23 protein-coding genes are annotated in these 22,522 nt (G+C 31.8%); 4 read left to right on the top strand and 19 right to left on the bottom strand.

Going from position 1 to position 22,522, the window contains the following annotated elements; genetic code table 11:
* Nucleotides 1–21 precede the first annotated feature (21 nt).
* From rbsC to E4100_RS03060, 6 genes are all read right to left on the bottom strand, one after another.
* Nucleotides 22–957, bottom strand: a complete 936-nt coding sequence (gene rbsC / locus E4100_RS03085) for a ribose ABC transporter permease (RefSeq protein ID WP_135270578.1) — start codon at nucleotides 955–957, stop codon at nucleotides 22–24.
* Entirely contained in the window at nucleotides 938–2,452 is a 1,515-nt protein-coding gene (locus E4100_RS03080; RefSeq protein ID WP_135270577.1) for a sugar ABC transporter ATP-binding protein, read from the bottom strand. Before E4100_RS03080 ends, rbsC begins: the two co-directional genes overlap by 20 nt.
* 15 nt (nucleotides 2,453–2,467) lie before the next feature.
* Complete coding sequence (rbsK, locus tag E4100_RS03075; protein ID WP_135270576.1) at nucleotides 2,468–3,370, bottom strand: ribokinase; 903 nt, start codon at nucleotides 3,368–3,370, stop codon at nucleotides 2,468–2,470.
* Complete coding sequence (locus E4100_RS03070; protein WP_135270575.1) at nucleotides 3,370–4,356, bottom strand: LacI family DNA-binding transcriptional regulator; 987 nt, start codon at nucleotides 4,354–4,356, stop codon at nucleotides 3,370–3,372. The genes rbsK and E4100_RS03070 overlap by 1 nt, the downstream gene beginning before the upstream one ends.
* 88 nt (nucleotides 4,357–4,444) lie before the next feature.
* Nucleotides 4,445–5,680, bottom strand: coding sequence for a M48 family metallopeptidase (locus E4100_RS03065; protein ID WP_135270574.1), 1,236 nt, complete (start codon nucleotides 5,678–5,680; stop codon nucleotides 4,445–4,447).
* A 2-nt stretch (nucleotides 5,681–5,682) separates the two neighbouring features.
* Nucleotides 5,683–7,179, bottom strand: a complete 1,497-nt coding sequence (locus tag E4100_RS03060; protein WP_135270573.1) for a phytoene desaturase family protein — start codon at nucleotides 7,177–7,179, stop codon at nucleotides 5,683–5,685.
* Between the two features lie 130 nt (nucleotides 7,180–7,309).
* Between E4100_RS03060 and E4100_RS03055 the strand changes: the two genes are divergently transcribed.
* From E4100_RS03055 to E4100_RS03045, 3 genes are read left to right on the top strand one after another with little or no spacing between them, the layout of a single operon-like run.
* Nucleotides 7,310–8,158: a phytoene/squalene synthase family protein gene (locus E4100_RS03055; RefSeq protein ID WP_135270572.1), complete on the top strand. Its 849-nt coding sequence runs from the start codon at nucleotides 7,310–7,312 to the stop codon at nucleotides 8,156–8,158.
* Between the two features lies 1 nt (nucleotide 8,159).
* Nucleotides 8,160–8,822 carry a diacylglycerol/polyprenol kinase family protein gene (locus tag E4100_RS03050; RefSeq protein WP_135270571.1) on the top strand — a complete coding sequence of 221 codons (663 nt, stop codon included), beginning with the start codon at nucleotides 8,160–8,162 and terminating at the stop codon, nucleotides 8,820–8,822.
* Nucleotides 8,823–8,832: 10 nt separating this feature from the next.
* Complete coding sequence (locus E4100_RS03045) at nucleotides 8,833–9,636, top strand: DUF92 domain-containing protein (RefSeq protein WP_167792060.1); 804 nt, start codon at nucleotides 8,833–8,835, stop codon at nucleotides 9,634–9,636.
* Between the two features lie 17 nt (nucleotides 9,637–9,653).
* Here E4100_RS03045 and E4100_RS03040 read toward each other — a convergent pair whose 3' ends face one another.
* The 7 genes from E4100_RS03040 to E4100_RS03010 all read right to left on the bottom strand — a co-directional run bounded on the left by E4100_RS03040 (nucleotide 9,654) and on the right by E4100_RS03010 (nucleotide 14,578).
* On the bottom strand, nucleotides 9,654–10,469 hold the full coding sequence (locus E4100_RS03040) for a Cof-type HAD-IIB family hydrolase (protein ID WP_135270569.1): 816 nt from the start codon (nucleotides 10,467–10,469) through the stop codon (nucleotides 9,654–9,656).
* A complete protein-coding gene (gene galU, locus E4100_RS03035) occupies nucleotides 10,462–11,352 on the bottom strand; it encodes a UTP--glucose-1-phosphate uridylyltransferase GalU (RefSeq protein WP_135270568.1) in 891 nt (296 codons plus the stop codon). The genes E4100_RS03040 and galU overlap by 8 nt, the downstream gene beginning before the upstream one ends.
* A 10-nt stretch (nucleotides 11,353–11,362) precedes the next feature.
* Nucleotides 11,363–11,788 carry a PPC domain-containing DNA-binding protein gene (locus E4100_RS03030; protein WP_135270567.1) on the bottom strand — a complete coding sequence of 142 codons (426 nt, stop codon included), beginning with the start codon at nucleotides 11,786–11,788 and terminating at the stop codon, nucleotides 11,363–11,365.
* 16 nt (nucleotides 11,789–11,804) lie between these two features.
* Nucleotides 11,805–12,290 carry a peptidylprolyl isomerase gene (locus tag E4100_RS03025; protein ID WP_135270566.1) on the bottom strand — a complete coding sequence of 162 codons (486 nt, stop codon included), beginning with the start codon at nucleotides 12,288–12,290 and terminating at the stop codon, nucleotides 11,805–11,807.
* Nucleotides 12,291–12,490: 200 nt separating this feature from the next.
* Nucleotides 12,491–13,477, bottom strand: a complete 987-nt coding sequence (locus E4100_RS03020) for a D-cysteine desulfhydrase family protein (protein WP_135270565.1) — start codon at nucleotides 13,475–13,477, stop codon at nucleotides 12,491–12,493.
* A 12-nt stretch (nucleotides 13,478–13,489) separates the two neighbouring features.
* Complete coding sequence (locus E4100_RS03015; RefSeq protein ID WP_135270564.1) at nucleotides 13,490–13,705, bottom strand: DUF3006 domain-containing protein; 216 nt, start codon at nucleotides 13,703–13,705, stop codon at nucleotides 13,490–13,492.
* Between the two features lie 9 nt (nucleotides 13,706–13,714).
* Nucleotides 13,715–14,578, bottom strand: coding sequence for a ComEC/Rec2 family competence protein (locus E4100_RS03010; protein WP_167792059.1), 864 nt, complete (start codon nucleotides 14,576–14,578; stop codon nucleotides 13,715–13,717).
* A gap of 151 nt (nucleotides 14,579–14,729) precedes the next feature.
* Here E4100_RS03010 and E4100_RS03005 point away from each other — a divergent pair, with 151 nt between their 5' ends.
* Complete coding sequence (locus E4100_RS03005) at nucleotides 14,730–15,971, top strand: MFS transporter (RefSeq protein WP_167792058.1); 1,242 nt, start codon at nucleotides 14,730–14,732, stop codon at nucleotides 15,969–15,971.
* A 23-nt stretch (nucleotides 15,972–15,994) separates the two neighbouring features.
* On the opposite strand, the gene gnd is transcribed toward E4100_RS03005, so the two are convergent.
* The 6 genes from gnd to galE all read right to left on the bottom strand — a co-directional run bounded on the left by gnd (nucleotide 15,995) and on the right by galE (nucleotide 22,520).
* On the bottom strand, nucleotides 15,995–16,891 hold the full coding sequence (gene gnd / locus E4100_RS03000; RefSeq protein ID WP_135270561.1) for a phosphogluconate dehydrogenase (NAD(+)-dependent, decarboxylating): 897 nt from the start codon (nucleotides 16,889–16,891) through the stop codon (nucleotides 15,995–15,997).
* A 43-nt stretch (nucleotides 16,892–16,934) separates the two neighbouring features.
* Nucleotides 16,935–18,278 carry a GntP family permease gene (locus tag E4100_RS02995; protein WP_135270560.1) on the bottom strand — a complete coding sequence of 448 codons (1,344 nt, stop codon included), beginning with the start codon at nucleotides 18,276–18,278 and terminating at the stop codon, nucleotides 16,935–16,937.
* Nucleotides 18,279–18,289: 11 nt separating this feature from the next.
* Nucleotides 18,290–19,813, bottom strand: a complete 1,524-nt coding sequence (locus E4100_RS02990) for a gluconokinase (RefSeq protein WP_135270559.1) — start codon at nucleotides 19,811–19,813, stop codon at nucleotides 18,290–18,292.
* 100 nt (nucleotides 19,814–19,913) lie between these two features.
* On the bottom strand, nucleotides 19,914–20,765 hold the full coding sequence (locus tag E4100_RS02985) for a MurR/RpiR family transcriptional regulator (RefSeq protein ID WP_135270558.1): 852 nt from the start codon (nucleotides 20,763–20,765) through the stop codon (nucleotides 19,914–19,916).
* Nucleotides 20,766–20,853: 88 nt separating this feature from the next.
* A complete protein-coding gene (locus E4100_RS02980; RefSeq protein WP_135270557.1) occupies nucleotides 20,854–21,495 on the bottom strand; it encodes an L-fuculose-phosphate aldolase in 642 nt (213 codons plus the stop codon).
* A gap of 8 nt (nucleotides 21,496–21,503) precedes the next feature.
* Complete coding sequence (galE, locus tag E4100_RS02975; protein WP_135270556.1) at nucleotides 21,504–22,520, bottom strand: UDP-glucose 4-epimerase GalE; 1,017 nt, start codon at nucleotides 22,518–22,520, stop codon at nucleotides 21,504–21,506.
* Nucleotides 22,521–22,522: the final 2 nt, after the last annotated feature.

The raw sequence follows: 22,522 nt of genomic DNA, 5'->3' as shown, positions 1-22,522 counted from the left end.
CGTGTAATATGTTTAGAACTGCTATTTGTTTTTATCTTTTCTATCTAACAAAACTGCAATCAATATTACAATTGCCCTGACAATCATTTGATAATAAGACTGAACATCAAGTAGATTTAAAGCATTGTTTAATATCCCTATAATCATAGCACCAACAACAGTTCCTAAAATCATGCCTTGTCCACCTGCTAGAGATGTGCCTCCTAATACTACAGCAGCAATTGCATCAAGTTCATAGCCGTCTCCTGCAGTTGGTTGAGCTGAAGATAGCCTTGAGAGAACAATAATCCCAGCAATCGAAGCTAAAATCCCACTAATCATATATGCTAACATCTTAACTCTGTCAGTGTTTACTCCTGAAAGCAATGCAGCTTGTTCATTTCCTCCCACCGCATATACATGCCTACCGTATTTTGTATTGTGAAGTATATGATAGCAAATTATAAAAACAACAATCATCATAACAACTGCTACAGGAATACCAAGTATTTCTCCCCTTGCTATGTATCTTAGCGTATTTGTTGCACTTTCTCCTTTTACTGCTATTGGTTTTCCATTTGTAAATACCATAGTCGCACCTCTTAAGAGGATCATAGTAGCTAAAGTTGCAATAAAAGGTTGAACTTTACCTTTGGTAATAACCACCCCATTAAAAAGACCAAAGACTGCTCCTACTAAAACTGCTGCTAAAAAAGCTAATATTACATTTGTTCCATTGGTCAATAAATATGCACATATTGCTCCTGAAAATCCTAATATGGAACCAACTGAAAGATCTATCCCTGCAGTTAATATAACAAAAGTCATGCCCGCTGCAATTATTGCATTTATAGAAGTTTGTCGCAAAACAGTTAATAAATTATCTTTTGTAAAAAAATTTGGGCTTAAAATACTTACTACTATCACTATCAATACAAGCCCTAAAAATGGCTTTGCTTTAGCTAATTTTGCTTTCAATCCTGTCTTCCTCCTCCTTTATGATATAGTTCATTATTTTTTCAGAAGTGGCTTCTTCTTTAGTCAGCTCTCCTTTTATCTTACCTTCATGCATTACAATTATTCTATCACTCATTCCTAAAATTTCAGGCATTTCTGAAGATATCATGATTACACTATGCCCTTCTTTTTTAATTACATTCAATAAATCATATATCTCTCTCTTTGCTCCTACATCTATTCCTCTAGTTGGTTCATCTAATATGAGTACTTTAGGTTGAGTTAAAAGGGATTTTGCAATTGCTACTTTTTGTTGATTTCCTCCACTTAAATTCTTTACTTTTTGAGTCAAAGTAGGAGTCTTAATATTAATTTTCTTCCTATAATCTTCTGAAATTCTTTCTTCTTTTTTCTTGTCAAGACCTAGTGCCCTTTTAAATTTATCTAGTGAAGAAAGTGTTATATTAGATTTTACATCCATAGTAAGTACTAACCCTTCAGATTTTCGATCTTCTGATACATACATTATCCCATTTTCGATCGCTTCTTTGGGGGATTTAAATTCCACTTTTTTACCTTCTAATATCATCTCTCCTTCATCAATTGGATACAATCCAAATATGGTTTTCCCCAATTCACTTCTCCCAGCTCCTACTAACCCTGATATGCCAAGCACTTCTCCTCTTTTTAGACTAAAAGATATGTTTTTTACGTATTTATTAGTTAAATTTTTTACCTCAAAAACAAATTCACTTGTATTCGTTTTCAAATATGGGAATTGTTCATCTAATGTTCTGCCAACCATCAATTTAATAATCTCTTCCTCGTCTATTTCGCTTACTAAACGTTCATCTATGAATTTACCATCTCTTAATACTGTAACTCTATCACAAATCTCAAATACTTCTTTCAGACGATGGGAAATATATACGATTGCTTTTTTTTCTGCCTTTAATTCTCTTATAACATCAAATAATATATCTACTTCTTTATCTGTCAATGTATCAGTTGGCTCGTCCATTATGATTACAGAAGTATTTAAAGATAGTGCCTTTGCAATTTCAACCATCTGTTGTTTTGCTAAAGATATCTCATTTATTTTTAATGTTGGATCTATGTCAACTTTAAGCCTATCTAGTAACTTTTTAGCTTCTTTTATCATATAATCTTTTTTTAACGTTTTATATGTAGTAGTTTCTTCTCTTCCTAAAAATATATTTTCATAAACTGTTAGGTTGGGTACTAGATTGAGCTCTTGGTGAATAATGGCAATTCCCTTATCAAATGCATCTTTAGGATTTAAAACTTCTAGCTCTTTCCCATTTAACAAAATTTTGCCTGTATCCTTTGTATATACACCTGATAAAATTTTCATCAAAGTGCTTTTCCCCGCCCCATTTTCACCTAAAAGAGCCATAACTTCGCCTTCATAAGCATTAAATCTCACATCATCTAATGCTTTTACTCCAGGAAAGCTCTTTGAAATGTTCTCCATTCTCAGTATTTCTCTTCCCATAAACACTCTCTCCTATTAAAAATTTAATACTTCCTCTAGTGTAGGCAATGAAGTCTGTGCTCCAAATCTTTGAATTGAAATAGCTGCTGTTCTCTGTCCCATATCAATTGCTTTATTGATATCTTTTGTTTGAATATAGTTGCCAACAAACCCTCCTATAAATGCATCCCCTGCAGCAGTTGAATCTACTGCATTTACTTTGTATGCTGGGTATAACTTAGTAGTATTTTTATCTACATAAAGTGCTCCCTTTTCTCCTAATGTAACAATTATTTTTTTTACATTTCTTTCAATCAAAGACTTACTCGCTACAGTTAAATCAATTTCATTTTTGATTTCCATATGAGTTAATCTTGACAGTTCATGTTCATTAGGTATTATGATATCTACATTTTCAATGATTTCATCGTCAAGTTCATATGCAGGTGCTGGATTTAATACTGTCAATTTGTTGTGCCTTTTAGCTAGTTTTAATCCAAATTTTACTGTATCTATCGGTATCTCCAATTGAAATACCACCGCATCTGCATTTTTTATTATTTCTTCATGTCCTAATAAATATGTCTCATCAACTTCTCCATTTGCTCCAGCAATCACAATTATATTGTTATTTGCTTTTTTATCTACATTAATTAGAGCTATGCCAGTAGAAGTGTTTTCTTTTTTAATATTTCTAGTATTAACTCCTGCTTTTCTCATTGATTCCAATACTAAATCCGCAAAATTGTCATTCCCTACTTTCCCTAAAAAATCTACATCACAACCTAACTTCGCCATAGCAACAGCTTGATTAGCTCCCTTTCCCCCGGGTATTTGTGAAAGAGAATTGCCCATGACTGTTTCTCCTAATTTTGGAATCTCATCAACTTCAACCACCAAGTCAAGATTTATACTTCCAATGACAACAATCTTACCCATCAACAGCTCATCCTTTCAATCAAACTTGTCTTTAAGATAATTTCATATTCCATCTCATTGCCATGTATCATATTGATTAACATATCCACTGCTTCTTTTCCCATTTGATAAATAGGTTGTTTTACAGTTGTCAGTGGTGGATTTATATATTTTGAGATTTGAATATCATCAAATCCAATCACTTTTACATCGCGAGGTACATTTATTTGCTTATCTTCAAGTGCATTTATTGCACCTATTGCTATTAAATCATTCCCACAGCAAATTCCTTTGAAATTTCTTTTCTTTAATATCTCATTGACTCCGTTAAAACCTGTCTCTATAGTGTAACTATCTAAATAAATTAAGTCTTCATCCACATCTATTCCATTATCTAATAAAGCTTTCTTATATCCACTTAATCTTTGACTAGAAGATTTACTTATCACATTTGACGAAATAAATGCAATTTCTTTTATGCCTTTGTCAATCAGATATTTACAAGCTTCATACTCCCCAGTTTCATTGTCTACAAATATTTTCCCAACTTTTACATCTGTATTTATATCCCTGTCTAAAAGAACCATGGGGATTTTTCTCATATTAAGAGACCTTTCCACACTTTTTTCAGAAGCTGTTAAGATTATTCCATCCACCATCTTTTCTTGTAAAACTTGTATGTATTTTTTTTCTTTTTCTTCATTGTTATCAGAATTGCATAATATAACCGAATACCCTCTTTTCTCTGCAGCATCTTCAATCCCTCGAGCCAATTCAGAGAAAAATAAGTTCATCACATCAGGTATAATAATTCCTATCGTCTTTGTAGATTTTACTTTCAAACTTTTAGCAACAGCATTTGGAATATAACCCTCTCTGTTTACAATTTCAAATATCCTTTTCTTAGTCTCATCACTAATATACGGTGCCTTATCATTTAACACCTTAGAAACAGTAGCGCTAGAAACGTTTGCAAGTTCTGCTATCTCTTTTATCGTTATCGACATTTTACCACCACTTTTAGTTAATCGTTTAATTGGGTAATCGTTTACCTAATATAATAATATCACACTGCAAATATAAATCAACTATTTTTTAAATTTTTTCAAACTCTTCTGTCATATAAAATTCAATGCGCTCTTCTAAAGAAGGATGTGAATAAAACATAAATTCATAAAATTTTGAAGCTCTCGGCAGTCCTAAATTATTTTGATTCAATTTTTTCAAAGCGGATACTGCTGATACTCTATCTTCCGTGAGTGAAATTTCAAATCTGTCTGCTTGTCTTTCAAATTCTCTTGATAGATAATTTTGAATAGGACTACCTAAGTAATTAAATAGATTTATTAATATGATAAATAATGGTATGATAGCCATGTTTGTCATGTTTCTAAATCCAAATGCTCCTTTTGATTCTTTTAAAATCCAACTAGCCGAAACATTTAATAAAAATAAAATTACAAATGTTCCAGCTATCCCAAATAATATATTTTTCCATATATGTCCTTTTACATAGTGCCCTATTTCATGTGCCGTGATGCTCACGACTTCTTTTGTATCCAAATTGTTGATAGTGTTATCCCAAAGAACTATTCTCTTAGCACTAAAAATCCCAGTCATATAAGCGTTCATGGCCTTTGTGTCTTTACTCTTATCCACAACCATAATTGAAGCATCTTCTAGTTCTACCTTTTTAAGGATTTCACTTATTTCTTCCCTAAGCACTCCATCTTCTAGAGGCCTATAATTGTTAAAAATGGGATCTATCACAAATGGGGATATAAAAACGATAAAAATTATAACTGGTATTGAAATAAGCCAGAAATTAAACCACCACATATTAGGGCTTTTGTATATGATCATAAATGGAATAAATATAAATAAAGACATGATAGCATCGTTTACTAAGAAAGATTTAATATTTAGCTCAAACCATCTTAGTAAAGTCTGATTTGAAAGCCCATACTTATGGCCAATGTAATATGAGCTATAGTAGTTAATTGGCAAATTAACCAAAAACATGATGCCGAAAAAAATAAACCCATAAATTATTCCACTCACAAACAAACTTCGCCCATTTTGTGCAAATATACTTATCTTTTGAGATAGCCCACTTATTAGAAATATAAACGGTACAGCAAATGATATAACTAATCTAATAGCCCATACTTTTAATGAATCTATTCTATAATTATAGACCGTATCATTTAAATCAGGATAGTCTTCTTTTAAAGATTCAATGTTTTTAAGTTCTGCTTTAAACATCAGAAATATGAATAATAACAGTATAATAAAAAAAGCTATAATTGCTGTTTTTAATTTATATGTCATATCTATTCACCCATATCATCTTTTATTATTTCCTCATATGCTAATTTTGCAGAAGTCAATACTATAGGTACCCCTGCTCCAGGATGAACGCTACTTCCAGCAAAATACAGATTTTCTGCATATTTAAATTTATTGTGAGGCCTATAATAATTGCTTTGGAATAATGTCGGAGCTAATCCAAATGTTGCCCCATTATATGCATTTAACTCTATTTCAAAATTCTTAGGGGTAAATATTTTCTCAAATTCTATGTGTGAATTTAAATTTTTATCTCCAATTTTTTCAGATATTATATTTAATATCTTCTCTTTATATTGTGTTATAAAATCTTCATCCCAGTTGGCTTTACTTTTTGATAACTCGGGAACTGGAACTAATACATAAAGGCATTCTTTACCTTCTGGAGCTAGGCTTTCATCGAGTTTTGTAGGTACATAAGCATAAAAGGATGGATCTTCTGGTACAATGCCGCTAAATATTTCTTCTATGTTTTTATCAAAATCTTTGGCGAAGAACACATTATGGCAATCCAATTGATCTATTTTTTTATCTATGCCAAGATACATTAGAAAGCACGAACAAGAGTATTTCATGTTATCTATTTTTTCATCTGTGTATTTCCCTTTAATTTCATCATTTTTTACTAATTTTTTCATAGCATAAGGAAAATCAGCATTGCAAACTAAATAATCCGAGAAAATTTCTTCTCCATTCACTCGAATTCCAATAGCTTTTTTATCTTTAAAAAGAATTTCATCAACTTCAGCATTTAGTTTAACTTCCCCACCCATTTCTTTAAACAGTCTCTCCATCGAATTTGCCATAGTATACATACCGCCCTTAATGAACCATACTCCATAAACCATTTCTATCATAGGTATAATAGTATATATTGAAGGTCCATTGTATGGAGAAACTCCGATATATAATGTTTGGAAACTCAATAATTTTCTTAGTTTGTCATTTTCAATGTATTTTGAAATTGTATGATATGCGCTGTCGAAAGTTTTTAACTTCAATGCTTGTTTCAAAGTATATGGGTTATAAAAATCTTTTGGTCCTCTGAATGATCTTTCAATAAAATCATTTTTTGCAACTAGATATCTTTTGTAGATTTCAGCTATATATTCATAAAATCCCTGAGTATCTTTATAGCTTATATTTTCTAACAATTTATTCATTTCAACATAATCAGTGCTTACACTAAGTTTTTCACCATCATCATAATAAAGTGAATACATTGGCTCTATTTTCTCCATAGGAATGTAATCCTTAGGACTTACTCCTGCAGCCACAAATACATCTTCATAGATATGAGGCATCATGACTATGGTCGGTCCTAAATCGAACTTAAAACCATTCCCTGTAATCAAATTCATTTTTCCTCCAACTCTATCCATTTTTTCATATATTGTAACATCATAACCTTTAGACTGTAATCTAACAGCAGTAGCTAACCCTCCAACACCAGCTCCTATGATTATTACTTTCTTTTTCATAATTCACCTCGTTATATTATTCTAAATCTTTTTAAGATTTTAACATAAAATTGTAATTTTAACAACGGTTTGCTTTATGGTCCTTAATCCTGGGTATATTTATTTTCAAAGAGGGAGGCATGATAATTATATGGAAGTTAAAAATAGCTATGAATATTGCGAAGACATTATTAAAGAGCATTCTAAAAGCTTTTATAAAGCTTTTAGCCTATTACCAGAAGAAAAAGCAAATGCTATATACGCAGTTTATGGTTTTTGTCGATTGTGTGATGACAGCATCGATGAATATAACGATTTAAACATGCTTTTGAATTTGGAGTCAGAGCTGGAGTTGTTTTTTAGCGGCATTACTCCAGATAAGCCAATATGGATAGCTTTAAATGATGTCACAAAAAAATACAAAATAAAAAAAGAACCTTTTTTTGATTTGATAAAAGGCCAAAAAATGGATTATAATTTTAAACACTTTTTAACGCAAGAAGATCTGATGGAATATTGTTATTATGTTGCTGGAACGGTCGGTCTAATGATTCTCCCAATTTTGGCGACAAAAAATCATAGTTTTTTAAGAGAAACTGCTATAAATTTAGGAAAGGCTATGCAATTAACAAATATTTTAAGAGATATTGGCCAAGATTATGATAATGGCAGAGTGTATCTGCCAACAGAGTTAATGGATAAATACAACTATAGTTATGATGATCTTTCTAAAAAAATCATAAACGAAAACTTTGTAAATCTATGGGAGTATGAAGCAAAACTAGCAGAAAAACTTTACAACGATTCCTTAGATTTAATTTCTGAATTTGATGATGACAGCAAGTACCCTGTACTAACAGCCGCATATATTTATAAAGAAATATTAAATGAAGTAAGAAAAAATTCTTATGATTGCCTTAATAAAAGAAATGTGGTATCAAGTTTGAGAAAAACTCAAATTGCTCTAGAAGTGAAAAAACAATTGAAAATGGTGATATAAAATGAATAATTTAATTGGTATAATAATTTCTATTATATTTGTATTTGTAGTTATTGGTATTTCGACACTGCTGACAAAGAAAAATATCTTAAAAGATGAAGGGAGTAGAAAATTTATCCATATAGGTGTATCTAATTGGTGGATTATAGCAATGATATTCTTTGATAATTATATTTACGCAAGCATAGTACCTGCTTTATTTGTAGTTTTAAATTATGTTTCTTATAAGAAAAATTTGTTCACAGCTATGGAAAGAGGTGGCGGTAAAGAAGATTTAGGAACTGTTTACTATGCTATTTCACTATTTATTTTATCTCTTATAACCTTTAAAAACACTAATTACTCATATATTGGCGCTTTAGGTATACTAACTATGGGATATGGAGATGGTTTCGCCGCGGTCATAGGGAAAAAATATGGAAGAAAAAAATTCGAAGTCTTTGGAAGTAAAAAAAGCTTAATAGGAAGTATAACTATGTTTATTGCAACTTTTATAGTCTCCTATATAATTCTAAGCATTTTTAACCCAACAAGTAACTTGTTTTATTCTTTCATTCTTGCTTTTTCGGCAACATTATTAGAGTTATTCACTCCAAAGGGATTTGACAATTTATCAGTGCCACTTGGTACAAGCATGATATACTATGTCTTAGCTTATTTATAGAGGTGATAGATTGATAATAATAAATATAGTTATTGGGATAATTCTCTCGCTAGTTATCGTATATCCAGCATATAAAAAAGATTCTCTTACAATAAGTGGTGCTGTCACAGCTGTAATACTAGGTAGTATTATTTACTCTTTTGGGAGCATTTACCATTTTATTATACTGGTCAGTTTTTTTATATCCTCAAGTGTTTTAACTAAATTTAAAGAGAAATCTAAAGAGGCATTTGAGAAAGTGAATGACAAGACCGGAAAAAGAGATTATACTCAAGTATTGGCAAATGGTGTTATAGGGGCAATATTTGTATTGTTGGAGTATGTAAATAAATCTCCTGAGTTTTTCTTGGCATTTAGTGTTTCATTTGCTGTCTCTACTGCAGATACATGGGCATCTGAAATAGGTGTTTTGAGCAAAAAAAATCCTGTTAGAATAATAACATTTAAACCTGTGCCAAAAGGTATATCTGGCGGGATTTCGTCTTTAGGTTTATTTGCTTCTTTTTTAGGCGCTGCTTTCATATCTGTTCTAACATTTGGGTTTAGTTTCATAATATATAAAGATTTAGTAATGAGCATGTATTTTATGTTAATATGTATGATTTTAGGGTTCTTAGGTTCTATAATAGATAGTGTGCTGGGAGCTACTGTGCAAGCACAATATCTAGATAATCAAACTAACAATTTAACAGAAAAGAAAATAACACAAAATGGAAATGCTCAACTTGTTAGAGGAATTAGAATAGTAGACAACAATATGGTTAACTTCTTAAGCAATTTAATCACTTCGATCTTGGTCTTTATTGTATTATAATAGCCCGATTACTCGGGCTATTCATTATATATAAATTTTTTTATTGCATGAAATACTCCATTGTCTATATTTGAACTAGTGACATAATTTGCTCTTTCTTTTATATATTCTGGTGCGTTTTCCATGGCTATTCCAACTTCTGCTAATTCTATCATCGAAAGATCATTCTCTCCATCTCCTATAGCCATTATTTCGTCACTATTTATTCCATACATCTTCGCAACAAACTCTAAAGCATTGCCTTTAGATACATGTGAATCATAAAGTTCTAAATAAAAAGGCATTGAAAAAGTTAAAGTATAGTCTTCATCTAATTTGTCTTTAATATTGTCTCTTAAACTGATAAGCGCTTCTTCCTCGTCAGAAAATATTATCTTATATACCAAATTCCATAAGTTGTTATCTTCTAAATATTTTACCACGTCGTTTACCCTTCTTGGTATTACGTTGCTGTACTTTATAAACAAGTTATAATAATCGTCATTGTTGTCCGTAGCAATTACCTCGTCCTTAAAAAATATAAGCATAAATCTACCATCATTGTATAAGTCAATGAACAGATCCTTAATTTTATTTAAATTCAATGATTTATCAAATAATATTTTTTCTCCTGTATTATCTGTCACGATTGCACCATTTAATGCTATAAGAGGTGTATCAAGCCTTAATTCATTGCTAGCCCAAATCATAGACTCTATTTCCCTGCCAGAAGCGAGCACTACTTTTATCCCAAGTTCTTTTAAATTATCGATTATCTCTTTGTTTTCATTTGAAATCTCATGATTTTCATTTAGTAATGTCCCATCTAAATCTAAACCTACAAGCTTAATCATTAAGTCCCTCTCTCTCACTTTCTACTAATTCTATTAAATACTTTAAAAAATCTAGTTTTAAATCATCTCTTCTAAGTGCAAACTCTACAGTTGCCTCTAAAAACCCTAATTTATCTCCTACATCATATCTTTTACCTACAAAATCATAAGCATACATTGCCTCTCTCTTTGCAAGTTCCTTCAATGCATCTGTAAGTTGTATTTCACCATTTTTCCCTGGCTTAGTGTGTTCTAATACTTCAAATATTGAAGGACTAATTATATACCTGCCCAATATAGCTATATTTGACGGAGCGGATTCTTTAGGAGGTTTCTCAACTAAGTCTTTAACTTTATAGACTCTGTCTTCTATATACTTACCATCTACTATCCCATATTTATTTACTTCGTCATTGTCTACAGGTTGAACCCCAAGTATAGTAGTCTTGTACTCATCATAAATGTCTATCATCTGCTTTAAGCAAGGTTTCTCAGGATTATATACTACGTCATCTCCTAATAGCACTGCAAAAGGCTCATTATCAATAAATGTCTTAGCACAGTATATAGCGTGTCCTAACCCCAAAGGTTGTTTTTGCCTTATATAGTATATATCTGCTAAATCAGAAGTCCTCCTCACCTCTTCTAAAAGCTCTAACTTTCCTGCTCTTTCAAGTTCGAGTTCAAGTTCAATTGATTTGTCAAAATGGTCTTCAATGCTTTTTTTGTTTCTACCTGTAATTATTAGTATTTCTTCAATCCCAGACTCCACAGCTTCTTCTATAATATATTGAAGTGTTGGTTTGTCAACTATGGGAAGCATCTCTTTAGGTTGAGCTTTTGTAGCTGGTAAAAATCTCGTGCCTAGTCCTGCGGCAGGTATAACAGCCTTCTTGACTTTCATTTGACCCCTCCTAATCTACAAATTTATACAAGTTTAAACCTGAATTATCATCAAACTCTCTTTCCACAACACCATCTATTTTTTCTATCACCAATTCACAAGTTGCACTAACAACAGCCTCATTTAAATGTCCACCATAAACATGGTATTGTTCATCTCCCAATGCTATATGCATATGAAGGTAAGTTTCTCCATTTTTAGTGGAAATATTCCCTATTAAACTTGTTATTTCAAAATCACCCTCAAGACTAGTTGAATGATACACTTTAGTGTTTGTATCAAATAGCCCTATAGTAGCAGTGCCTACTGCGCCTATGCCTGTGATTGTGCCTAGTTTGATGTTTTCTTTTTCCACAAGTTCTTTGATTTTTTCTACGATCTCTTCTCCCTTATTTATCCTTGCTATATATTTATTCCCAAAAACTCTATATTCCATTTTTAGCCTCCTAGTTTTATTCTTCAATTGTTATAGTTTTTATAACTTGCTTTTCAATTGGCCTATCTCTAAAATCAGTTTTAACATTTGCAATCTCATCTACAACTTCAATGCCTTCAATGACTCTACCAAAAGCAGCATATCCACCATCTAAGTGAGGAGCATCTTTATGCATGATAAAAAACTGAGAGCCTGCCGAGTTAGGATCACTTGCCCTTGCCATTGAGATAACTCCTCTTTCATGCTTTAAGTTATTCTCAAACCCATTTTCTTTAAATTCACCTTTAATACTATACCCAGGGCCACCCATTCCAGTACCTTCGGGGTCTCCTCCTTGTATCATAAAGTCTTTTATTACTCTATGAAAAATTGTCCCATCATAAAAATTTTTCTTTATCAAACTTATGAAGTTTTCAACTGTTATAGGAGCAATATCTGGATAAAGTTCTAACTTAATTTTATTACCATTTTCCATTTCTATTGTCACTATTGGGTTTACCATAAATGCACATCCTTTCGAAAATATATATATATTAAATTGTAACATATTAATCATAAATTATAAACTATTGCATTTAAGAGTTCATAGATGTGACAATGAAAAATTTGAGATATTAAATTATATGTTTACAAAAAAGAAAAGTTAAAAAATGTAGATAAACTATTTACAAGATAAATCAAATGAGCTTTAGCATGAAATAACTAAAGCTCAAATGAATTTTTCTTAGGAAATATCCCAAACTGCCCACCAGTATGAATAAATAAGATATTTTTTAAATCGTTAAATTTGCCATTTTGGATTTCATTAATTAAGCCATAAAAAGCTTTTCCAGAATAAACCGGATCTAAAAGAATCCCTTCATTTTGAGCTATTCTTTCAATAAATTCTAATTCTTCTACTCTATTTATAGCATATCCTCTGCCTACATATCCATCAATTATCTTTATGTCCTCTTTATTTACATCATAATTTCCATCCAATAATGGTAATGTTTCGTCTACTAGTTCGCATATTCTACCAATAAAATGCTCAGCAGTGCTTGAGACATTAAATCCAATTATTTTTTTATTTGATTTATGCAATTGATTGCCTAAGTATAAGCCCGCATATGTCCCCCCAGAGCCAACTGCAACTACAATTGCATCAAACTCTATGCCAAGAGACTTTTCTTGAATTAAAATTTCTTCATAACAATTTAAATAACCTAATGAGCCAATCCCATTTGATGCTCCTTCAGGTATTATGTATGGTTTCATTCCAAGTTTTTTTAATTGTTCTTTAGTATTTTCCATTATCTCGTTTCGCCTAAATGCATAATCATCTGCTGACACAAAAGTAATCTCTGCGCCAAATAATTTATCTAAAAAATAATTCCCGTCTAAATCATCTGTCTCATTACCCTTTAAAACAAGTGTACATCCAAGTCCAAACTTTGCAGCAACAACTGCTGTAGCTCTTGCGTGATTAGATTGAATAGCTCCACAAGTAATTAGATGGTTTGCTCCCTTATTAATTGCATCTTTTACGCTAAATTCAAGCTTTCTGATCTTGTTTCCCGAGAACTCAAGACCTGTGTAGTCATCTCTTTTTATGTACATATTTTTGTCTAAAAGCTCTGATATTTTTGTTAATTTCTCAATTGGTGTAGGTAAATTTGCTAAGTTTAATTTTTCAATACCATAAAGCATAAAAACCCCCCATTATTCATTTTTTTCGATTAATTTCTTTAGTTTCTCTTCCATTTTCTTTTTTCTATCAGATGTTGATTCCTTATCAATTTCTATGTCAATCGATACAACATCTCCCTCGGAAATATCTTCAGGGAACAATCCCCTCGGAAATAAATAAAAGTCATCAAATAACTCTACTATTACGAGATTTTCCTCAAATCTATCGACAATTCCAATTGTTTTCATATAATCCACCTACTTTGTAGTTTCTACTGAATAATCACTACCATCTGACTTGATAATTACTGTACCATCAAGATCAGTTCTATACACTTTTGTGTTAATATTTGTCAATCTCTTTAAAATATCCTTGTTTGGGTGTCCATAAGGATTATCCTTACCAACATGTATTACTGAAATTTCTGGTGTTACTGCTTCTAAAAATGCTTTGCTACTAGAAGTATCACTCCCATGATGGGCAACTTTTAAGCAAACTGATTGGATGTTTGGATAACTCTTGATGATTTCCTCTTCAACCTGTGCTTCGACATCTCCAGTAAAAACACATGAGAAATCTTGGAACTCAACCCTCATCACAATCGAGCTGTTATTTGCATCTTCCATTGGTTTATCAGGACTTAATATCAAAACTAAAGCATCTCCTAAGCTAAACTCATCACCAGATTTCACAACTGTAAATGGAATGTTTTTTTCATCGATTTTATCTAGGTATTTTTCATAAGTTAGACTAGTGTGTACAAACCCACTGTCTAAAATTTGTTTTACTTCAAAGTTTTCTATCACATCAACAGCCCCTCCAATATGATCAGAATGAGGATGAGTCAAAACAAATACGTCAATAGTATCTATCCCAATATTTTTTAAATAGTCAATCAATACTTTTGAACTATCTTTTGTCCCTGAATCTATTAACATTGTTTTTTTATCTGGAGTGATCACTAAAGTACTATCTCCCTGCCCTACATCAATAAAATGAATTTCAAATTCATCTGAACCTATTAAAGAATCAAATGAGAAATTGCCATCCTCTGACTGCAAAGTCAATAATGCTACGATTACTACAAATAGTACAATAATATAAGAAAGAAATTTTTTCACAATCCACCTCAAATGTCTATATTTATATTAATTCTATCACAATTTACACATTTTTAATAATTAGAATTAATTTTAATAATATATAGTAAAAAAGATAAATCTAATGTATAATAATTTGTGTCTCTAAATTTTATATTTCGGAGGATATATGATGAGCGACAGAGTATCGCTTAAAGAAAAATTGGTATCGTACAACATAAAAGTTAATATAATAAATGGAGTATTTGCGGCAATTGCATTCAATCTAGTTAACCCCTATTTAGCAAAATTTGCTGAAAGATTAGGAGCTACGGACTATCAAATAGCTTATCTCACTAGCTTTCCATATTTTGTGAGCATATTCGCATATATTCCAGGAGCAATACTAATAGAAAGTTTAAGCAATAAAAAGAAAACCACCGGAACTATCATGTTTATACATAAACTATTTTATCTTTTGCTAGCTATTTTACCTTTTTTAAAGGGAGTTAACCAAGCAAGTCTATTTATAACCATTATAGGCTTGATGAACTTACCTGGCGCTATGGCAACTATGGGATACCAATCAAGCATAGGCGATGTATTCTCCATAGAAGATAGAGGAAATGCTATGGGACTTAGAAATAAGTACTCAACTATCTTTGCATTGGCTATTACTTTCATCTCAGGACAATTACTTACATATATCCCTAAAACAAATGAAGGTTCAATAAGGCTATATCAAATATTTTTCTTTTTCGCGTTTATTTTTTCTCTTGCAGAAGTGATAAGTTTTTTTAAATTTAGAGGTATGAAAAGAAAAAAGAAATCTACAAGATACATAGATTCATTAAAAGCAACTTTTAAAAATTTGCCAAAAGAGAAGAATTATCTCATATTCACACTGATATCCGCATTTTTCTATATAGGGTGGATGGGAGCTCAACCCCTATTCAATATATATACCATAAAAGTGTTAGGTGCTAATGAATTTTGGTTAAGTGCTATAACAATATCAAGTAGTCTATCTTCTATACTTTCCTTTACAAAATGGGCAAAGTTTGCAGATAAAAAGGGGAATAATTTTGCCCTTGGAATAGCACTTATGGGAATGGCTATAACACCTATTTTTTATGTGCTATCAAAAAATATTTTTATGTTAGTTCTATTTAACATAATAATTGGGATAGCTGTTGCTGGAACAAATTTAATATTGTTTAATATGCTCTTAGAAGTAACACCTTCGATAAATAGAACAATATATATAGCTATATATAACACATTGACAGCCATAGTATCAGCCATAGCTCCAATAATGGGAGTAGCTATAAAAGATATGACAAGCATAGCAATAGCACTTATTATAATAGCTATATTTAGATTTATCGCAAGCTTTATGTTTATTGCAAGAGGATTGGTTAGAGAAAATAATTAAAATAATGGAGAGTTTTCTCTCCATTATTTTAATTCTACATCATGACCTCCAAATTCATTTCTCAAAGCTGCAACAATTTTGCCTGAAAATGTATCATCTTCCAGTGATCTATATCTCATAAATACTGATAAAGCTATAACTGGAGCTGGAACTCCTAAATCTAGAGCAGTTTCTACAGTCCACTTTCCTTCTCCTGAGGAATGCATCACCCCTTTTATAGAGTCCAATTCTTTATCTTTGCTAAAAGCCGACTCTACTAATTCCATAAGCCAAGACCTAACAACAGACCCGTGATTAAACACATGTGCAACTTTTTCATAGTCAATGTCAAAGTCTGATTTATACATTACTTCAAACCCTTCAGCTATAGATTGCATCATTCCATATTCTATTCCATTGTGTACCATCTTAACAAAATGACCACTGCCGGATTTCCCCGTGTAAAGAACCCCTTCTTCTACTGATATATCTCTAAAAATTTTCTCGCAATCTTTAAACACTTCTTCTTCTCCACCAACCATTAAACAAGCTCCTTTTAAAGCTCCTTCAGGTCCGCCGCTGATCCCACAATCTAGAAAACTAATGCCTTTTTGTTTTAGATACTCATATCTCCTAATAGAATCTTTATAATGTGAATTACCTGAATCTATGATTATATCTCCTTTTTCAAGATATTTTAGTAATTCTTCAATAGTATCATCTACAGCTTTTCCAGCTGGTAACAATAGAAATACTATCCTTTTTTTTGGAGTCATATCAATTAATTCTTTAATAGATTTTACCCCGTTTGCCCCTGCAATTTTTGCTTTTTTAACATTTTCATGAGATAAATCAAACGCATTTATTTTATATCCTTTATTAAGCATGTTTAATGCAAGATTATATCCCATTTTCCCAAGACCTATCAATGCAATATTCATATGTCACCACCCTTTTGTTAAATATCTATTAATCTATTATATATTATACAAAAATACTTATAATTAGTGTACAGATTAACCCAACAACTCCAATTATTGTTTCCATTACAGTCCATGATCTTAATGTATCCTTTTCAGATATACCAAAATATCTATTAACTAACCAAAATCCACTATCATTGACATGAGATAGCACAGTAGATCCAGATGCAATTGCTAAAACTATCAAAGCAGGCTCAACATTAAATGCTGGCAAAAGTGGTGCCATTATCCCTCCTGCAGTCATCATTGCTACTGTTGCAGAGCCTACTGATACTCTAACAACTGTTGCAATTAAAAATGCTAAAATTATCGGATTCATACTAGAATCAGCTAAACCCTCAGCTAAAACAGTACCTATATTGCTATCTATTAGAACTTGTTTAAATATCCCTCCAGCTCCTGTAACTAATAGTATAAGACCTGTAGGTGCTAATGCAGCAGTTGCAACCTTATTTACTTCATCTCTACTCAAACCTTTGTGTTTTCCTAATGTTATAAAAGCTAAAATAGTAGAAATACTCAAAGCCGAAAATGGATGCCCTATAAATGTTAATATATTTCTCATTGAACTTCCTTCTTCTAAAAATACACCTGCTGTTGTGTTTAAAAGTATGAGAACAATTGGAATTAATATTAAACTAATTATCAGTTTAAAACTAGGCAAATCCTTTTCTTCTGCTTTAATTACATTTTCGTCAAGCTCCATATAATCGGGAACTTCTGCATATATTTTGTTCCCGATGTACTTCCCAAAAATTGGTCCTGCAACAATCATAGAAGGTAATCCAATAATTATACCAAATAATATAACTTTTCCTAAATCAGCTCCCACTAATTGTGCTACAGCAACTGGTCCAGGAGTTGGGGGAACAAATGCATGAGTTACTGCAAGTCCAGCTAATAGTGGTATTCCATAGTGCAATAATGACTTTTTAGTTTCTCTTGCCAAAGAATAAACTAAAGGAACAAGTATTATAAATCCTACATCGAAAAATACAGGGATTGATATGATAAAGCCTGCTAAACCCAGAGCCCACGAAGCTCTATCTTTGCCAAATTTTCCTATCAATGTACGGGCTAGTCTTTCTGCTCCACCAGAAACTTCAAGCATTTTACCAAACATAGCTCCTAACCCAACTACCACACTTATAAAACCTAATGTCCCTCCCATGCCGTTTTGTATAGTGCCCATTATTTTTTCAATTGGCATGCCAGCGGCAACTGCAGTTCCCATGCTCACAATGAGAAGTGCTACAAAAGCATGGAGTTTAAGCTTCATAATTAAAAATAATAGCAATGCAATAGAAATTAACAGTACAGCTACATAATAAAATTGTCCATCCATTTTTATACCCCCTATAATTTATTTTGAAAATGAGCTAAGTCACTTAGCACATTTGTCATACTACTTACAGCGTTCTGGTATATTTGAAATAGTTCCTTGTACTTCTCTTTATTTTGAGTTGGAAAAAACACTTCTCCATCTTCCAACATAAAATCAAGTTCCTTTAAAGTTTTTACTCTTCCTATTGCTAATAGCCCTAACATTAGAGCTCCTAGTGTTGGGCTCTCATAATTATCTGATATGATAATTTTTGTATCCATACAATCGGTTAATGTTTGTACCCAACACTTTGATTTTGTAAATCCACCATTTACATACACACATTTTATGTCCTCATTTGTTTCTTTTAGAACTCTAAAAACGTCATTGATTGCAAAACATATACCTTCAATAGTTGATCTAGCAAAATGCTCTCTTTTGTGCATATCAGAAATACCTATGTAAGAACCTCTTAAGTTTGAATTCCAGTAAGGTGCTCTTTCTCCAGTAAGAAAAGGTAAAAATATGAGTCCTTCACTGCCAGGTTTAACGTTTTCAACCATTTTATTTATTAAATCGTATGCTTCGATGTTCATTTTTGAAGCAATTTCAACCTCTTCACTACAAAATGTATCTCTAAACCATCTATATGTTATTCCACCATTGTTAATTGCACCACCTGATACATACATATTGTCAGTTAATATATATGAAAACGTCCTCCCTTTATCATCGATAATAGGTCTATTTGATACTGTCCTTACTGCACCACTGGTCCCAATCGAAACAACTGCAGTCCCAAAATCTATTCCATTTGAACCAAGATTTGCAAGGCATCCATCACTGGCACCCAACACAACTTTTATATCTTCATCAAACTTTAAAACTTCGCGGTATTTATCTAACATTCCTTCTATGATGTAAGTTGTAGGATAAGGTATAGATAATTTGCTTTCCTCTATACCACATAAATTCAACGCTTCATCGTCCCATTTCAAATCGTAAATGTTAAACAATCCAGTAGCACTAGCTATTGAATAATCAACTAAATACTCTCCAAATAATTTATATATAACATATTCTTTTATAGATATGAACTTAAAAGTATTCTTAAATATCTCACTCTCATTATCTCTTAGCCACATGATTTTATATAAAGGTGACATTGAATGACAAGGTGTTCCTGTTCGTTTATATATTTCTATTCCGATGCCATTTCCCTTAAATTGTTCTGCATATTCACTACTTCTGCTATCAGCCCATATGATACAATTAGTCAAAGGATTAGCATCTTTGTCAACACATATCAAACTGTGCATCATTGATGAAAATGAGATAAACTCAACCTTCTCTCCCGAATTTTTTGCCACTGAATTTACTTCTTTTAAAGTACTCAAAACAGCATTAAAAATTTCTTCAGGATCTTGCTCCCTTACATTCGCCCTTGGAGAATAAATGGGATAAAGTACAGATGATTTCGATTTAATTTTCCCATTTTCATCATACAAAATTGCTTTCGTACTCGTAGTGCCAATATCAATTCCTATGTAAAACATTTTCCTCACTCCAATAAAAAAATATTATATTACGCTATAAAAGATATTTTCTTTATTATAGCATAATATAATATTTAATCAAGTAAAATAAAAATTATTTTTATAATCGTTTTGAGGCAATTCCTTTTCTAATCTTTTCTAAATTTTCCAATGCTTCATCTTTACTAATCATCGCACTATTCACGTATATCCAATCTATTATCATCAAAGCTGACACCCTAGACTCCATCGCTTCTGATCTAAATAACGACTCTTTCCCATATGCAATTAAAGAAATATCCGATTCCATTGCAATTGGTGATTTTGGATTTGCTGTGATGGAAATAATTTTCAGATTGTTTTCTTTTGCTAATCTTATATTGTCAAGGAGCTCTTTATTGCTTCCAGAATTTGAAAAAGCAAATACTACATCATTTTCCGAAGCTAAAGAAATTAACATAGCTTGCCAGTGCGAATCAGAAGCGGCATTGCAAGTTTTACCTAATCTAATAAACTTATGATGAGCATCCTCTGCGATCGAGAAGGACCCTCCCATACCGAAAAACATAAGTTGTTTAGCCTTTAATGTGATTTGCGTTGCATTTATTATTTTCTCTGGATCATTTAATCTCAATGTGTTATCTAAGCTATTAATATTAGATTTTAATATTTTTTGCATTATTAAATATGTATCATCACCCTCTTTAACTTCTTCATGTATGTTTTCTATCGGCTTTATGATCTCTCCAGCTAAATTTATCTTTAAATCTTGATAGCCTTTATATCCAAGTTTATTGCACACTCTAAATACTGTTGTCTCACTAACACCACTTGACTCAGCTAGTTCTGTGATTGAAAAATGAATTATATCTCTTGGGTTTTCTAAAATATACTTTGCAACTTTCTTTTCAGCTTTGTTTAAATCATTGTATATCTGAACTATTTTTTCTAAACTACCTTTTTCATTTGCCATTTTTGCACCTCAATAAAAAATATTTTCTTCATTTTACCACAAAACTAAAGTGTAGGTAAAATAAAAGAGACGAAATAATTTCATCTCCTTATTTTTGACCATAGCTTTTGAATTTTTCTATGATTTTTCCCATCTCTTTATCGTCAATTATTACAGGCTCTCCCAAATTTTTAGCTTTTATATACAATTCAGACACATACTCCACATCTTCTAATATACTAAATGCTTCAAAGATATCTTTACCAGCTGTTAGTACACCATGGTTTGCTAATAAAACTGCTTTCCTATCTCTCATCGCATCATAAGCATTTTTTGCTAGTTCTTCAGTGCCAAAAGTCGCGTATTCAGCACATCTAACATCTTTCCCCGCTGATGCTATCATATAATGTACTGCTGGTAAACTCATCTTCAAGCAAGATAGTACTGTTGAATAAACAGTATGTGCATGAACTATGGCATTTATGTCATCTCTATTTACATAAAATATCCTATGTAAGTTGTAATCACTTGATGGCTTTTTATTTCCCTCTACTACATTTCCGTTTAAATTCATTATTACTATATCTTCTATCCTAGTTTCATAGTAGTCAATCCCACTTGGGGTTATAGCAAATAATTCCTTCTCTCTATTAAAAATTGAGAGATTTCCACTTGTGCCCTTCGTTAGGTTCTTATCGATAAGCTTCTTGCCGTATTCAACTAGAAACTCTCTTTCATTCAATAAAAGCATTTTATCACCTACAAACTTTCATAACCATTTGGATTATTTAGCTGCCAGTTATATGAATCTCTGCACATAGTTTCTAAAGAAAACTGAGTTTCAAATCCAAGCTCTAATTTTGCTTTAGTAGGGTCTGCGTAGCATACGTCGATATCTCCAGGTCTTCTATCCACTATTTCATATGGGATTTTTACTCCATTCGCTTTCTCAAATGCTTTGACTACATCTAACACACTATAGCCTATTCCTGTACCTAGATTGTAAATAAATAACCCTGAACCTTTATTTATCTTTTCCAATGCTTTTAAATGACCTATAGCTAAATCTACTACATGAATATAATCCCTTACTCCAGTTCCGTCATGAGTATTGTAATCATTCCCAAATATATAAAGCTTCTCTCTTCTCCCTAAAGCTACTTGAGTTATGTAAGGCATGAGATTATTTGGTATTCCATTTGGATCCTCACCAATTCTTCCACTTTTATGTGCCCCAATTGGATTAAAATACCTTAAAATTGATATACTATATGAGTTATCTGCTGCATATATATCTTTTAAGATTTGCTCAATCATAAACTTACTCCAGCCATAGGGATTTGTAGCCTTGAGTTTCATGTCTTCTGTAAATGGAGCTTTGTTTTCATCCCCATATACAGTTGCAGAAGAACTAAACACGATTTTCTTTACATTGTGTCCCTTCATTACTTGTAGTAAGTTTATAGTTCCTATTACATTGTTTTGATAGTACATAAGAGGCTTTTCAACTGATTCTCCAACTGCCTTAAGCCCTGCAAAATGTATCACAGCGTCAATCTTATTTTCACTAAAGACTCTATCTAACCCATCTTTATAGAGCAAATCTTCCCTATAAAACTTGGGCTTCTTCCATGTTAGTTCTTCGATTCTTTTCAAGACTTCCATTTTACTATTTTTTAAATTGTCTAAAATAACAACCTCATACCCTGCATTTAAGAGTTCTACACAAGTATGACTGCCAATATAACCTAAGCCACCTGTAACAAGAAGTGCCATTT

It is taken from the genome of Soehngenia longivitae, assembly GCF_004684055.1.
Taxonomy (GTDB): domain Bacteria; phylum Bacillota; class Clostridia; order Tissierellales; family Tissierellaceae; genus Soehngenia; species Soehngenia longivitae.
Note: the sequence above shows the minus strand (reverse complement) of the source record. Positions and strands in the feature narration are given on the sequence as shown.

Coding starts and splice junctions, on each gene's coding strand:
- E4100_RS03080 (WP_135270577.1), bottom strand. CDS start 2,452: ATGGGAAGAGAAATACTGAGAATGGAGAACATTTCAAAGAGCTTTCCT.
- rbsK (WP_135270576.1), bottom strand. CDS start 3,370: ATGGGTAAGATTGTTGTCATTGGAAGTATAAATCTTGACTTGGTGGTT.
- E4100_RS03070 (WP_135270575.1), bottom strand. CDS start 4,356: ATGTCGATAACGATAAAAGAGATAGCAGAACTTGCAAACGTTTCTAGC.
- E4100_RS03065 (WP_135270574.1), bottom strand. CDS start 5,680: ATGACATATAAATTAAAAACAGCAATTATAGCTTTTTTTATTATACTG.
- E4100_RS03060 (WP_135270573.1), bottom strand. CDS start 7,179: ATGAAAAAGAAAGTAATAATCATAGGAGCTGGTGTTGGAGGGTTAGCT.
- E4100_RS03055 (WP_135270572.1), top strand. CDS start 7,310: ATGGAAGTTAAAAATAGCTATGAATATTGCGAAGACATTATTAAAGAG.
- E4100_RS03050 (WP_135270571.1), top strand. CDS start 8,160: ATGAATAATTTAATTGGTATAATAATTTCTATTATATTTGTATTTGTA.
- E4100_RS03040 (WP_135270569.1), bottom strand. CDS start 10,469: ATGATTAAGCTTGTAGGTTTAGATTTAGATGGGACATTACTAAATGAA.
- galU (WP_135270568.1), bottom strand. CDS start 11,352: ATGAAAGTCAAGAAGGCTGTTATACCTGCCGCAGGACTAGGCACGAGA.
- E4100_RS03030 (WP_135270567.1), bottom strand. CDS start 11,788: ATGGAATATAGAGTTTTTGGGAATAAATATATAGCAAGGATAAATAAG.
- E4100_RS03025 (WP_135270566.1), bottom strand. CDS start 12,290: ATGGTAAACCCAATAGTGACAATAGAAATGGAAAATGGTAATAAAATT.
- E4100_RS03020 (WP_135270565.1), bottom strand. CDS start 13,477: ATGCTTTATGGTATTGAAAAATTAAACTTAGCAAATTTACCTACACCA.
- E4100_RS03015 (WP_135270564.1), bottom strand. CDS start 13,705: ATGAAAACAATTGGAATTGTCGATAGATTTGAGGAAAATCTCGTAATA.
- E4100_RS03005 (WP_167792058.1), top strand. CDS start 14,730: ATGAGCGACAGAGTATCGCTTAAAGAAAAATTGGTATCGTACAACATA.
- gnd (WP_135270561.1), bottom strand. CDS start 16,891: ATGAATATTGCATTGATAGGTCTTGGGAAAATGGGATATAATCTTGCA.
- E4100_RS02995 (WP_135270560.1), bottom strand. CDS start 18,278: ATGGATGGACAATTTTATTATGTAGCTGTACTGTTAATTTCTATTGCA.
- E4100_RS02990 (WP_135270559.1), bottom strand. CDS start 19,813: ATGTTTTACATAGGAATTGATATTGGCACTACGAGTACGAAAGCAATT.
- E4100_RS02985 (WP_135270558.1), bottom strand. CDS start 20,765: ATGGCAAATGAAAAAGGTAGTTTAGAAAAAATAGTTCAGATATACAAT.
- E4100_RS02980 (WP_135270557.1), bottom strand. CDS start 21,495: ATGCTTTTATTGAATGAAAGAGAGTTTCTAGTTGAATACGGCAAGAAG.
- galE (WP_135270556.1), bottom strand. CDS start 22,520: ATGGCACTTCTTGTTACAGGTGGCTTAGGTTATATTGGCAGTCATACT.